Below are 13,033 nucleotides of genomic sequence, written 5' to 3' on the forward strand. Positions count from 1 at the left end.
TCGAGCCGGTCCTCCGGCCGCCGGTGCCGCGGGCACCGGTTCCGCCTCAGCTGTTGTCGCCGATGATTTCAAGGACCGCCTCCCCGTACCTTTCAAGCTTGGCCGAGCCCACTCCGGCCAGTTCCCCGAGCTCATCGAGCGTCTGCGGCCTTGCCTCCGCAATGGCAATCAGGGTGGCATCGGTGAAGACAACGAAGGCTGGGACGTCCTTCTCGCGCGCCTGGTCAAGACGCCAGCTGCGAAGGGCGTCGAAGGTCTCCTCCGAGTAGCTGACCGGGCAGTCGCCGCACCGGCCGATCTTCCGCTCCGAGCCGGTGCCCAGGGCGCGTCCGCAGACCCGGCACACCGCGGGGGCCGACGTTTTCCTGCTCCGCTTGACCACGGGCTGCCGGAAGACCCGCCCTCCGGATCCGGCGGGTCGCAGGGCATCGAGGAACCGCGAGGGCTTCCGGGACGCCCTGCCGCCCGGTGAGCGCGAGGTGGACCAGGACAGGGAAAGATGGGCGCGCGCCCGGGTGATGCCGACGTAGAGGAGCCTGCGCTCCTCGTCGACGGCCTCCTGAGTGTCCGCAAAGGAAATCGGCATGAGGCCTTCGCTGAGTCCGACGAGGAACACCGCATCCCACTCCAGGCCTTTGGCCGAGTGGAGCGAGGCGAGCGTGACGCCCTGCACTGTCGGCGCGTGCTGGGCCGCGGCGCGCTCTTCGAGTTCCGCTACGAACTCCCGAAGGGTGATGCCCCCGCGGGCCTCGTTCATTTCATCGGCGAGGCCCACCAGTGCCGCAAGGGATTCCCACTTCTCACGGACGGCTCCCGAGTTCGCCGGAGCCGTCGAGGTGTAGCCGAGCGAGGCGAGCACATCCCGTACCTGCTGCGGGACGTCGTCGTTGCCTTCCGTTCGTGCCGCCGCCCGAAGCTGAAGCAGTGCGTCGCGCACCTCGCGCCGGGCGAAGAAGCGCTCGCCGCCCCGCAGCTGGTAACCGATTCCGGCGCTGGCCAGCGCCTGTTCGTACGCCTCCGACTGCCCGTTCGTGCGGAAAAGGATCGCGATCTCGCTTGCGGCGACGCCGGACTCGAGCAGCTGGGTGATTTTGCGGGCGACGTCGGCCGCCTCGGCTTCGTCGTCGCTGCATTCGGTGAAGACCGGTTCGGGGCCCGAAGGGCGCTGCGCGATGAGTTCGAGCGGTGCCGACCAGGATGTAGCCCCGGCCCTTGTGTCCTTCTCGCCGTCGCGGGCCGCGAGGAGGGTGTTGGCCAGCCTCACCACCTCGGGCGTTGACCGGTAGTCGCGGACAAGCTTCACAACCTGGGCGCCCTCATACCTCCGGGTGAAGTCGAGCAGATGCCGTGAGGTGGCCCCGGTGAACGAGTAGATGGTCTGGCTGGCGTCACCGACGACGCACAGCTCCCGCCGCTCGCCGAGCCACAGGTCAAGGAGGCGCTGCTGGAGCGGCGAGACGTCCTGGTATTCGTCGACGACGAAATGCCGGTACTGGCTCCGCACTGCGGCGGCGACCTTGTCGTCCTCCTCGAGGATCCCCACCGTGGTCAGCAGCACATCCTCGAAATCAATCAGGTTGCGGTCGATCTTGAGGTCCTCGTAGGTGGAGAAGATCCTCGCCACGGTGGTGGCGTCCATGCCGGCGGGCTGGGATCGTCCGGCCGCCGCTGCGACATAGCTGTCGGGCATCAGCATCGACACCTTCGCCCACTCGATCTCCGCCGCAACGTCGCGGATGGCCGCGCGGTCGGTGGAGAGCCTCAGCCTGCGGGCCGATTCCGCGATGAGCTGTGCCTTGTGGTCTACCAGCGCCGGGAGCGGGCCGCCGACGGCCTGTGGCCAGAAGTACTGCAGCTGCCGCAGGGCCGCCGCGTGGAAGGTCCGGGCCTGCACCCCGCCGGCACCGAGATCGCGCAGGCGGGTCCGCATCTCGGCGGCCGCCCGGGCCGTGAAGGTGACGGCGAGGACCTGCTGCGGCTTGTAGACGCCGGTGTGGACGCCGTACGCGATGCGGTGGGTGATGGCACGGGTCTTGCCTGTACCTGCTCCGGCCAGCACGCACAGGGGGCCTGCAAGCGTGCTCGCAACGGCACGCTGTTCCTCATCGAGACCCTCAAGGATCCGTTCTTCCACGGTCAGGTCGGTCACTGTGCGGAAACCTCGCCGGGCGTCTGGTCGAGGGGGCCGCCGTACCAGCGTTCGATCATGGCGCGCGCAATCGAAATCTCTCCGGCCACCGTGATGTGTCCGGCCCGGACCTCCTCGTGGATCTCGGCGCGGGTGAACCACCGCAGGTCGCGGATTTCGACGCCGTCGGGCACCGGCTCGGTGCCAGAGGCGACAGCGGTGAACCCGAGCATCAGGGACGCGGGAAATGGCCACGGCTGCGAGCCCAGGTACTCCGCTGAGTGAATCTCGACCCCCGCCTCCTCACCGACCTCGCGGGCGATGGCAGCCTCGAGGGACTCGCCGGGCTCAACGAACCCGGCAAGGGTGGAGAACCTTCCAACGGCCCAGGAAACCGCCGAACCAAGGAGGATGCGGTCGTTGGAATCGATCACCGAGACGATGATGGCCGGGTCGGTCCGGGGATAGTGGAGCGACTCGTCGGCGGGGCAGCGGCGCACCCATCCGCCGTCGATCGGGAGGGTGGCCGTTCCACACAGCGGGCAATGCTTGTGGGTGGCATGCCAGTTCGCGATCGCCGCGGCCTGGACGAAGAACCCGGCGTCGCGGGCGCTCAGCGAAGCCGCGACGTCGCGCAGGCCCAGCCAGGATTCCGCCGGGGCAAGGGCGGGGTCGGGCTCCTCGAGCGTTACCAGCACCACATGGCGGCCCGCATCGGGGGCGCCGTCGAGCACCTGCCCAAGGTAGATCGGGTTCTCGGGCCGTTCAATCTCAGCGGCACCGTACAGCCGCAGAGCGCCGCCCGCGAGCGGGGAGCGGCCCTCCGCCAGCAGCATGACCCGTGTCTCAGGTGAATCCCACAACGTATCGAACAGGCCGGGCATCATGCGGAAATCCCCGCCGCGGTCGACGTTGGACCGTGCCAGGGGTAGCGAACCAAGCGGCGGGAGGACAGCGGTGCGCAGCGGTTCACTCATCCTTCTACGGTACTTTCTTGCTCCCTCAAAAGACATTTGGCGGCTCCCCGGTGGAGGAGGAGTTGAAGAATTACAGCCATCTGACGACTCGCCGCAGGGGAACGGGACGCTGCCCGTTGATGCACCTACCGTTGACAGTGTGAAACGGACACCCATGGAACTTGCTGCAATCGCCAGCGCCGCTGTGCCTGGGCTAGCCCCCACCGGCGTCACCGGCGCACCCGACGACGCCGCCGACTTCGACTCGGCGCTGCTGGTCGACGCTGCCGGAAAACAGTGGCGGGTCCGCTCCCCCCGGCACCCCGAGGCGAGCATGCGGCTGGAAACCGAACTGCAGGCACTCCGGGCGTTCACACCCGCGGTCAAGGCGGAACTGCCGTTCCTCATCCCGCACATTGCCGGCAGCGTCCGTCAGGGCAACCTCAGCACCTTCGTCTATTCACACCTCGAAGGAAGCACGCGCGACCTTGGGTCGCTTGCCGCAGCCGGGCGCCCCATGGCCGCCGAACTGGGGCGGGTGCTCGCCGCAATCCACGACCTGCCGCAGGACCTCGTCCAGCAGGCGAACCTTCCAAGCTATGAGGCGAACGAGTTCCGGCAGCGCAAGCTCAACGAGCTTGACCAGGCCGCAACGACAGGGCGCATCCCCCCGATCCTGCTGCGGCGCTGGGAGCACGCGCTCGAGGACGTGACCCTGTGGCGCTTCAGCCCCACTGTCGTCCACGGAGACCTCCATGAAGACCACCTGCTGATCGCGCGGGGGAAGGTCTCGGCGGTGACGGGGTGGACCGACCTGCGCATCGGTGATCCGGCCGATGACTTTGCGTGGCTTGCCGCGGTGGAGGACAGCGGGTTCGTCGAGGCCGTCTACGCCGCCTATGCGGAAGCCCGCACCACCTCGGTCGATCCGCATATTGCCCGGCGCGCCGCCCTTGCCGCGGAATTTGCCCTCGCGCAGTGGCTGGTGCGCGGTCTGGCGATGGAGGACCGCCAGATGATCGCCGAAGCCCAGGAGATGATGTCGATCCTCGAGGCCGACGTTCGGGAGATCGAACTGGCGCAGCACGAGGCGCCGCCCGCCGCGGCACCTGCGGCGTCGGGCCCCGCGGGAGGCGCCCGCACCGAGGGGGGAAAGAATGTCCCGCACGCCGGCCTTCGCTCCGGTGCCACGCTCCTCCCGCCGACCGGGGAAGCACCCGCGCCATCAAAAGACGCACCCTCCGGCGCGGACCGTCCCGATGCCGGATCGCCGCCGGCCGATCCGGCCGCCCCTTCGGCTGCCGCTGCCTCGCCGGGAATCGCCGGAATTGCCGGAAGCGCGGGAGGCACCGGAGCCGCGGGCCCGGAGGACGACGGACTGCCCGCTCCGGCCGAACCTTCTCCCCGGGCCACCGTGGTCGGCACCGTGCACGATGACAACCCGCTCGACGACGCAGCCTTCGGCGGCGGAGCCTACTCCCCCAGCGTTTCCGGACGCGCCGGTGGCTCTTCGGCCGTGACCGTCCTCCGCCCCGGCACTGCCGGTTCGGCGAACGACACCGAAACGACGGCACTGCCGATCGTTTCCTCCCGGAGCTAGCCGCCCCTTTCCACCCTGCCGGGTCCCACCCTTCGCGTACGGCCGCGTTATCCTGCCCCATCGCAGGCCGCACCGCGACGCACGCAGCCGCGCTGCATCGCGTGCCTCACGGTTTGACCGGGCGCGGCCTGCGCTTCACCGGGGCGAGTCGCCCTGCTGCTGCCCTGCGTCGACGGCCCGCACGATGATGCGTTCGAGTTCGGCCTCGCCCGCGAGGTCGTGCGGGCGGACCAGCAGGTTGTCCGCCACGTAGAAGAACGCTGCGCGCACCTCCTCGAGCGGGACGCCCTTGAGCCGGGACCAGGCCAGCCGGTAGAGGGCCAGCTGGACGGATTTCGCCGCGCGTTCCGCCGCGCTTGGAGGCCTGCCGGTCTTCCAGTCGATGAGGTCCCAGGCGCCGTCGGGATCCCGGAAGACGGCATCGATCCGGCCGCGGACGACGACGCCACCGACGTTCGTCTCGATTGGCACTTCGATGCCGTCAGGCGTCCTTGCCGCCCATTCCGAGCTCCGGAAAATGTCGGCCATGTCCGCCAGCCCGAGCGCCGAATCGACATGGGCATCCGCGGCGCCGGGGTACTCCCCGAGGTCGAGCATCCCGCTGGTGCCGTAGAACTCCTCGATCCACGCGTGGAATGCGGTCCCCTTGCGCGCCGCAGACCCCGGCTGGCGCGGCACGGGCCGGCGAAGCTGCTGGATGACCGCGGCCGGATCCTCCCCCAGCTCCACGAGCGTCGATGCCGAAATGTGGGGTGGGAGCCGCACGGGAAGCACCTCTTCGTCGCTCGCCTGCCGGGCCAGCGCCAACTCGACCTCGTCCGTCCAGCGCCCGTTGCGTGGAAGCAGCAGCTGCATCCGTTCGTCGTCCGCCTCTGCGAAGGCCGCGGTTGCCGCGGCTACCGCCGCGGCCGCGTCCTCGACGGCGGGGCGGCGGAGTCCGAGGGGATCGATCGGCCACACCGCCCGAAGCGGAACAGCGTTGGCCGGATTCTCGCTCCCCTCCTCATCCTGTCCCACCCACGACGAGACGGTGAAGCCCGGTTCGCCCTGCTCGGCCAGCCCGTGAAGATCAAGGAGGTATCCGGAGGGAGGGGTTGGCTTGCTGCGTCCGCTGCCCCAGACGGACGAGGTGCACACGAGCACATGCTTGGCCCGAGTGAAGGCGACATAGGAGAGCCTTCGCTCTTCCCGTTCGGCATGGGCACCGGCCTCGTCGGCGAAGCGCTTCTCGCTGTCGAGCCATTCCTTCTGGTCGGGCTGCTCCCAGTCCCATTGCGGCAGTTCGGGGGCGTCTCCGCGGAGGTTCCAGGGGATCGCCGAATCGCCGCTGCTCCACCGCGAGTTACCGCCGCTGGGGAAGCTTCCTTCATTGAGCCCGGGCACAAGCACGACATCCCATTCCAGGCCTTTGGACGCATGGACCGTCAGAAGCTGGACGGCCTCGCGGCTTGCCTCAAGCTGGGCCACGGGGAGACCGTCCTCCTCCGCGTCGGCCGCCTCAAGCCAGGCGAGGAAGGCGGGGAGGTCGACCCGTTCGGCGCTTGAGCTGAAGCCTGCCACCGCTTCGGAGAACGCGTCGAGGTTCCGGCGCGCCTCGTGGATGCCGACGCCGGGCTTCGCCGCGACCTCGATGTCGAGCAGGATCGAACGCTCGACCTCTCCGATGATCGTGCCGAGGTCGTCCCCCACGTGGTCCCGAAGCCGGCGCAGCTCTCCGCGGAGCCGCTCAAGCCGGTGCCGTCCCGGCACGCTGAGGGAGCGTCCGGCAGATGAAACCCAACCCGCAGGGGGAAGCTGGTCCACCGCTTCGACGAGGCTCCCGCTCTCCGCTGCATCGTGCTCGACGACACCCTCGACGGCGGCGCCGTCCTCCGGCGCAAAGCCGTCCATCATGCCGCCGTCCGCCATGCCGCCGTCAGCGGGTGCGGGCCGCACGGTGCCCGGCGCGGGAGCCGCGCCGGCCGTTCCCGCGGGGCCGCCCCGCGGATCGCGTCGTGCCGCCGCTTCCCGCGTGCGCGCCAGCTGCCGCGACCAGTCACCGAGAGCCATGAGGTCCGCCGGCCCGATCCGCCAGCGGGCTCCGGCAAGCAGCCGCAGCATCGAGTCGGACCGGTCGGGGTCTCCGAGGACCCGCAGTACCGCGAGCAGTTCGACAATCTCGGGGGTGCGGAGCAGCCCGCCGAGTCCGACAATCTGCACCGGGATGCCGTGTTTTTCGAGTTCGCGCCGGATCGGCTCGAACTGCTTCCGTCCCCGGCACAGCACGGCGATGCTGGGGCGCACCCGGGCTCCGTCCTCGTCCCGCTCGAACGTTTTGCGGGAGTGGTGGATCACCTGCCGGGCCAGCGCTTCAGCCTCGCTGACAGGACCGGGCGCATGGGGCTCCCCGTCCGCGGTTCCGGGCAGCGTGTCCCCGGCGGGCCGGGCATCGAGGAGGTAGCGTCCGAGATACACCTCCCCCCGGGGCGCGCCCGGTTTGGGCAGCAGCTCCGGCACCTCAAGGGACGGGGCGAACCGCAGCCACGGCGCGGGAACACCCAGCGGACCCGAGACGGTGTTGGCGGCGGCGAGGATCGACGTTGAGTTGCGCCAGGCCACCGACAGGTTGGCAACCGGCGACGGTGTCCGCCTGCCCCCTTCCGCCGGCGCGGGGAACGCGGTGCGGAACGTGCCGAGCTGGCCCGCGGAGGCTCCACGGAAACCGTAGATCGACTGATGGGGATCACCCACAGCCGTAACGGCGCGGCCGTCGGCGAAAAGGCGGGAGAAGAGAACCATCTGCGCGTGCGAGGTGTCCTGGAACTCGTCGAGGAGCACCACCTGGTACTTCCTGCGCTCCATGGCGGCTGCCTCGGGAATCTCCTGGGCGATGCGCGCCGCCAGGGCGACGAGGTCGCCGAAGTCGAGCTGGCGGCGGGCCAGTTTCGCCTCGGCGTACTCCTCGACAAGTTCGGTGACGCTCACCCGCGTCCGCAGGCGGTCGAGGAGGCCGCCCACGGCCTGGGCGGGGCGGCGGGAGGCCTTGGACGAATAGGGCAGCGCCTCCACCACATCGATGTGCGCGCGGAGGACAGCACGCACCTCCGCCGGGGAGGTGAGGTGTTCGGCGCACTCGCCCGCCATCGCGAGCACCGCCTTGACGAGGGTTGACTTCGCAGCGGTGAAATGGCTCCATTCGCCGCGGTACGCCTCGACGACGGAGCTTGCCAGCTGCCAGGCCTGGGCTGTTCCCAGCATCACCGAATCGCGTTCGACGCCGATCCTGAGCCCGTAGTCCTGAACGATCCCGTTGGCGAAGGAGTGGTAGGTCGACACCGCGGGGTCGAGGCGGTCCTCCCCGGCTTCGAGGCCGTCGCCGTCGATGATGCGGTACAGGGCGGCGAGGCGCTGCCGGATCCGCGTGCCGAGCTCTCCGGCGGCCTTACGGGTGAAGGTCACGCCAAGGATCTGTTCAGGTCGCACCAGCCGGTTCGCGACAAGCCAGACAACACGGTCCGCCATCGTCTTCGTCTTGCCCGAACCCGCTCCAGCGATCACCAGCAGCGGTTCAAGGGGTGCTTCGATGACGCGGGCCTGGTCGGCCGTCGGGTACAGCACCGGCGACCCGGGATCGGTGTGGAGAAGCTCGGCCAGTTCACGTGCGGAAAACCGCATATCGGGGCCGGTTCCAGGCTCCGGGCGGTTCACTCGGTTACCTGCTTTCCTTCGGCGCACAGCGGACAGATTTCCGGCAGGCGGCACCCGGTGCCGCCATACCCCGACCGTGCCGGGTCGTGCACCGTTTCGAAGTCTGCTGCGGCCATCCGTCGCGCGGCCTCGGCGATCATGGCGTGCGCCCACTGCTCGCCGTGTTCGAGCGGCTGTTGTTCCTGGGTTGAGACTTCCTTGTTCTTCGTTCCGAGGTGCACCAGCGCCGCGCCTCCGGGGACCTGGCTGCCTGCGGCGTCGTGGAGTCCGCCCTCGGCCACTGCGGCCTGGTAGGCGGCAAGCTGGGGGTGGGCTGCGATCTCCGCCTTGGCAGGGGCCGACTTTCCGGTTTTCAGGTCCACCACCACGAGGCGTCCGTCCGCGTCGATTTCGAGCCGGTCGATCTGCCCTTTCAGGCGGGCGACCCGCTCGTCGTCATTCACCGCCACTGGAATATCGACAGAGAAATCGACCTCCGTCGCCACGAGCTTCCGGCCCGTCGACCGGGCCGTGATGACGTACGCGGCAAGTTTCCGCACCATTGTCTCGGCACGCCGGAAATCGACCTTGCCTTCCCAGTTGTCCTTCATGCCCAGCGAAGGCCAGCGGCGGACCAGTTCCTCCACGTACTCGCCGCCGCTCGCCTCCGGGAGGTCCTGGGCGATCTGGTGGACCAGGGTGCCCAGCGAGCGTGCGAAGTCTGTGGCGGGTTCACCGCCGGCTGCGGAAACGAACCAGTTGAGCGGTGAGCGGAGGACCGACTCGACCTTCGACGGCGACACGGGGATCGGAGCCTCGGGCGGCACCACAGGCTCGGTGGAGCTCAACGGCAGCAGCCCCCACCACTGGGCGGGGTGGGCGCCGGGAACCGGCAGAGCCGAAGCCGCCATCCTGCCCAGGTGGGAGACCGCTTCGGCGGCCAGCACGGGATGGCGGGCGGCGTCCTGGGCGGACTTGCGCAACTCGGCGACCAGCGCCCGAAGGGTCAGGGGCCGCTGCACTTCGGTCATCACCCGCTCGCTCACACCGGCCGGAAGCGGATCAACGAGATCGAGGAACTGCGACGGCTGGTCGTCTTCGGATGACACGGCGCAGCAGATAAGCTCCTCGGTCGCTCGGGAAACGGCTGTGGCGAACGTCCTCAGCTCGTCGAAACGGATCTCCCGGAGCAGGCTGAGCGGGTCGCGGTGGTCCCGGAATGACGCACCGTAGTCGAGAAGCGCCCGCAGCTCGCCGGAGCCAAGCAGCTCACCGCGAAGGCGCAGGTTCGGCCACGTTCCTTCCTGCAGGCCGGCCACGATGACCACCGGCCAGTGCCGGCCCGCGGCGCTGGCCGGGGTCAGCACGGACACCGAGGCCCGCCGGTGCGCCCGGGCGGCGAGGGTGTCCATTGGGATCTCCTGGCTGAGGAGGTACTCAAGGAAGAGTTCGGCCGGTGCGCCGGGCATCTGGTCAACAAACCGCTCGGCCGCCTGGAACAGGGCGAGCATCGCATCGAGGTCGCGGTCGGCCCGGACCGCCCCCGGCCCTTCGGCGAGCGCGGCAGCCGACCACCGCGGGGAGAGCCCCGAGGCGGACCACAGCGCCCAGAGGACCGATTCGGGGTCGTTGGCCGCCGACTCAACGGCGGCCCGTCCCGCCTCGATCATCCGTGCAATCCGCAGGGCCGGCCGGGCCTCCCGCGGCAGACCCGCGCCGTAGGAGGGGTGTGAGAGGAGTTCAACGAGCAGCTCGTCGCTGCTGCGCCCGCCGCCGTCACCGAGCTCACGCCGGCGCAGCACCTGCCGCAGGCGGCGTAGCTCAAGGCTGCTTGCCCCGCCGATGCGCGAGGTCAGCAGGGCAACGCACAGCTCCGGGGTGAGATCGGTCTTCCCGACGACGACCGAAAAAATCTCGAGCAGCGGGCGCACGGCGGGCTCGTCGCGGATGGCCGTCTCGGCGGCCGGAACGTTGACGGCAATTCCCTGCTCCGAAAGGAAGCGCTGGATGGACCGGACCTGGCCGCCCGTGCGGACGATCACGGCGATGTCCTCGAAGCTCCTTCCGCCGAACAGGTGCGCCTCGAGGATCCGCTGGGCGATGTACCGCTGCTCGTGGAAGACGGAGTTCACGAGGTGGGCTCCGACGCGGCCACCGGTACCGCGGGCGCCATGAGCCGGTGGTGCATTCTCCGGTGCTGTGTTCTCCCACCCAGTGTCCTCCGGCCCGTCGGAACCGGGCCAGTCCGCCCGCGGTGCGGCATGGCGGTAGGCGCTGCTTCCGCCCGCCGTGGCGATGCGGGAGGCCACCGTCCGCCAGGACTCAAGCAGCGGTGCCGGAAGGGTGAAGGAGGCGGGCAGCACGACGGTGCGGAACCCGCGGCCGGCGTCGAGCTGATCCGCGAGCAGGTGCGTCAGCTCCGGGCGGGCGCCGCGGAAGCCTTGGACGGCGGTGTCGGGGCACGACGTGACAACGACGTCCTTGTCCCTGGCGAGCAGCCCCAGCAGGGCGTGGACGGCGGGATTCGCCTCCTGGTAGTCGTCGACAAGGATCAGCTCAAGGCGCCGCCGCTCGTCTTCGAGGAACTCCGGGTCCTGTTCCAAGAGCTCCCGGGCGGCGGTCAGGATGCCGGCGGGGTCGAAAGCTTCGGGCATCCTGAGGTCAAGCACGTCGCGGTATTCGCGGTAGAGGTGGGCGGCGGCCACCCAGTCGGGGCGGTCGAAACGGACTCCCCAGTCCCGGAGCTCGCCCGCCGAGGCACCGTACTCGCTCACCCTGTCGAACAGCTCGCGGATTTCCTGGCGGAACCCCCGGGTGCCGAGGGCCAGGGCAAGACTCTGCGGCCAGGCGATGGCCGGTGCGCCCTCCCTGCCGTGGCCTGCGAGCAGCTCCTTGATGATCAGGTCCTGTTCGGCGCCCGAGAGCAGCCGCGGCGGGCGAAGCACGTGAGGCATGCGGCCCTCGGCCCGTGCCCTGCGGATCAGGTCGAAGGCGTACGACCCCCAGGTCCGGGCCGGTGCGCCGCTGAGGCTTCGGTTGAGGCGCTGCGTGAGGTCATCGCGCAGGCGTGCCGCAGCGGCCCGGGAAGGGGCAAGGAGCAGCAATGCCGACGGATCGAGCAGCCCCCAGTTGATGCGGTGGAGCGCCGTATCGACAAGCAGCGTTGACTTCCCCGTGCCCGGTCCGCCCAGAACCAAAACCGGGCCCGACCCCGGAGCACTCGTCATGACCGAGGCGGCCTCCGCGGAGGAGGTTTGGCCGGGCGCAGCCGCTGGCCCTGACGGCTGGACGGCAGGCTGGTGGACGGTTGTGGTCATGCTTCCACTTCATCATCCGGCGCCGACAGTCTGAGCGACGCGCGCCGGTGGGAGCCCGAAATTCCGTCCCGCTGCTGCCGGCGCACCCGGGCAATCACCGAGAGTTCCTCCTCCGAGGGGCTCCACCGGGCGCGGCGGAGATCGACCGCGTAGTCGGCGTCGCCCGCGCGCGCCCGTTTCCGTGTCTTGAGCGGGGTGTCTTCGGCCTGGTAGTGGGCCAGAGCGTCGCGGGCGAGCCCTCGGGGCGGATAGCCGCCGGAACGGATGACCCGCCACCACGGAACGGCTCCTCCAGCCCGGCTCATTGCCGCACCAACCTGCCGTGGGCCGCCGGCTTCAAGCAGTTCGGCGATGTCACCGTAGGTCAGCACGCGGGCCGGCGGGATCAGCGCCACAACATCGAACACCGACTCCGCGTAATCCAGCAGCGGCGGCGGCACTGAGCGGTCCTCCCCGGTCGGCCCGGGATCGGAGTGCGCGGCTCCGGCGCCGGTTCTGCGGCGGTCGGGCGGATCCTGGCACATGCCCTCAACCCTAGCCGGAGCGGCTCCCGGGAAATGTCGTCGGGCCCGGTTAGCGTTGCCCCATGAGCAGTTGGCACAGTCTTCCCCGCGCGGCGTTCGATCTCGAAACCACCGGACGTGATCCTCGGGAGGCACGCATTGTGACTGCGTCGATTCTTGTGGTGGACGGCGCGGGAAGCGTTCTTGAACACCATGAGTGGCTCGCCGACCCGGGAGTCGTCATCCCCGACGAAGCGGCCGCGATCCACGGCGTCGACACCGAGCACGCCCGGGCCCACGGACTTCCACCGGCCGTTGCCGTCGAACAGATCAGCAGCGTGCTCCACCGGCTGTTCGATGCGGACATGCCGGTTCTTGCCTTCAACGCGCGCTACGACTTCACCGTCCTGGCCCGGGAAGGCATCCGGCACGGGGTGCCGACCCCGCACCCGAGGCTCGTGCTTGATCCCTATGTGATGGACAAGCACGCCGACCGGTACCGGCCCGGCAAACGCACCCTGACCGCAATGTGCGACCACTACGGGATCGGGTTCGAGAATGCGCACACCTCCGCGGCCGACGTCGCCGCCACGTTGCGGGTAGCCGACGCGCTCGCTTCACGCTTTCCCACGCTGTGCCGCCCGGCAACCGAACTGCATGAGTCGCAGGTGACGTGGGCGGCCCGGCAGGCCCAAAGCCTCGAGGAGTACCTACGGCGCTCGGATCCCGCGGCAATTGTCGAGGGCGAATGGCCCGTCCTCGGGGCCGCCGATGCGGCCAACACGGGTGCGGGCGCCGGCCACGGGGGCATCCAAGCGGCCCTGATCGGGGCGTAGCCGGCGGCGGACCGCCGCCGCTCCAAA

At 69.8% G+C, this 13,033-nt stretch carries 7 protein-coding genes; 2 read left to right on the top strand and 5 right to left on the bottom strand.

Annotated features, from left to right (window positions below):
* Nucleotides 1-46: 46 nt before the first annotated feature.
* Together AC4D2R_RS14370 and nudC are read right to left on the bottom strand one after the other, a co-directional pair.
* Nucleotides 47-2,149: an ATP-dependent DNA helicase UvrD2 gene (locus tag AC4D2R_RS14370; protein ID WP_490940771.1), complete on the bottom strand. Its 2,103-nt coding sequence runs from the start codon at nt 2,147-2,149 to the stop codon at nt 47-49.
* Nucleotides 2,146-3,105 (bottom strand): NAD(+) diphosphatase, encoded by a 960-nt coding sequence (gene nudC / locus AC4D2R_RS14375; protein ID WP_490940773.1) that lies wholly within the window; start codon nt 3,103-3,105, stop codon nt 2,146-2,148. Before nudC ends, AC4D2R_RS14370 begins: the two co-directional genes overlap by 4 nt.
* A gap of 139 nt (nt 3,106-3,244) precedes the next feature.
* Between nudC and AC4D2R_RS14380 the strand changes: the two genes are divergently transcribed.
* On the top strand, nt 3,245-4,684 hold the full coding sequence (locus AC4D2R_RS14380; RefSeq protein WP_490940775.1) for a phosphotransferase: 1,440 nt from the start codon (nt 3,245-3,247) through the stop codon (nt 4,682-4,684).
* A gap of 135 nt (nt 4,685-4,819) precedes the next feature.
* On the opposite strand, the gene AC4D2R_RS14385 is transcribed toward AC4D2R_RS14380, so the two are convergent.
* The 3 genes from AC4D2R_RS14385 to AC4D2R_RS14395 are packed head-to-tail and all read right to left on the bottom strand — an operon-like array spanning nt 4,820 to nt 12,191.
* A complete protein-coding gene (locus tag AC4D2R_RS14385) occupies nt 4,820-8,338 on the bottom strand; it encodes an ATP-dependent helicase (RefSeq protein WP_490940777.1) in 3,519 nt (1,172 codons plus the stop codon).
* Between the two features lie 29 nt (nt 8,339-8,367).
* Nucleotides 8,368-11,667, bottom strand: coding sequence for an ATP-dependent helicase (locus tag AC4D2R_RS14390; protein WP_490940779.1), 3,300 nt, complete (start codon nt 11,665-11,667; stop codon nt 8,368-8,370).
* On the bottom strand, nt 11,664-12,191 hold the full coding sequence (locus tag AC4D2R_RS14395; protein ID WP_490940781.1) for an MGMT family protein: 528 nt from the start codon (nt 12,189-12,191) through the stop codon (nt 11,664-11,666). Before AC4D2R_RS14395 ends, AC4D2R_RS14390 begins: the two co-directional genes overlap by 4 nt.
* Before the next feature lie 62 nt (nt 12,192-12,253).
* Here AC4D2R_RS14395 and AC4D2R_RS14400 point away from each other — a divergent pair, with 62 nt between their 5' ends.
* On the top strand, nt 12,254-13,006 hold the full coding sequence (locus tag AC4D2R_RS14400) for a 3'-5' exonuclease (protein ID WP_490940783.1): 753 nt from the start codon (nt 12,254-12,256) through the stop codon (nt 13,004-13,006).
* Nucleotides 13,007-13,033: the final 27 nt, after the last annotated feature.

It is taken from the genome of Arthrobacter sp. TJ-217 (assembly GCF_058269255.1).

Excerpts from the sequence above, each read along its gene's own strand:
- nudC (WP_490940773.1), bottom strand. The coding sequence starts at position 3,105 with ATGAGTGAACCGCTGCGCACCGCTGTCCTCCCGCCGCTTGGTTCGCTA.
- AC4D2R_RS14385 (WP_490940777.1), bottom strand. The coding sequence starts at position 8,338 with ATGCGGTTTTCCGCACGTGAACTGGCCGAGCTTCTCCACACCGATCCC.
- AC4D2R_RS14390 (WP_490940779.1), bottom strand. The coding sequence starts at position 11,667 with ATGACCACAACCGTCCACCAGCCTGCCGTCCAGCCGTCAGGGCCAGCG.
- AC4D2R_RS14395 (WP_490940781.1), bottom strand. The coding sequence starts at position 12,191 with ATGTGCCAGGATCCGCCCGACCGCCGCAGAACCGGCGCCGGAGCCGCG.
- AC4D2R_RS14400 (WP_490940783.1), top strand. The coding sequence starts at position 12,254 with ATGAGCAGTTGGCACAGTCTTCCCCGCGCGGCGTTCGATCTCGAAACC.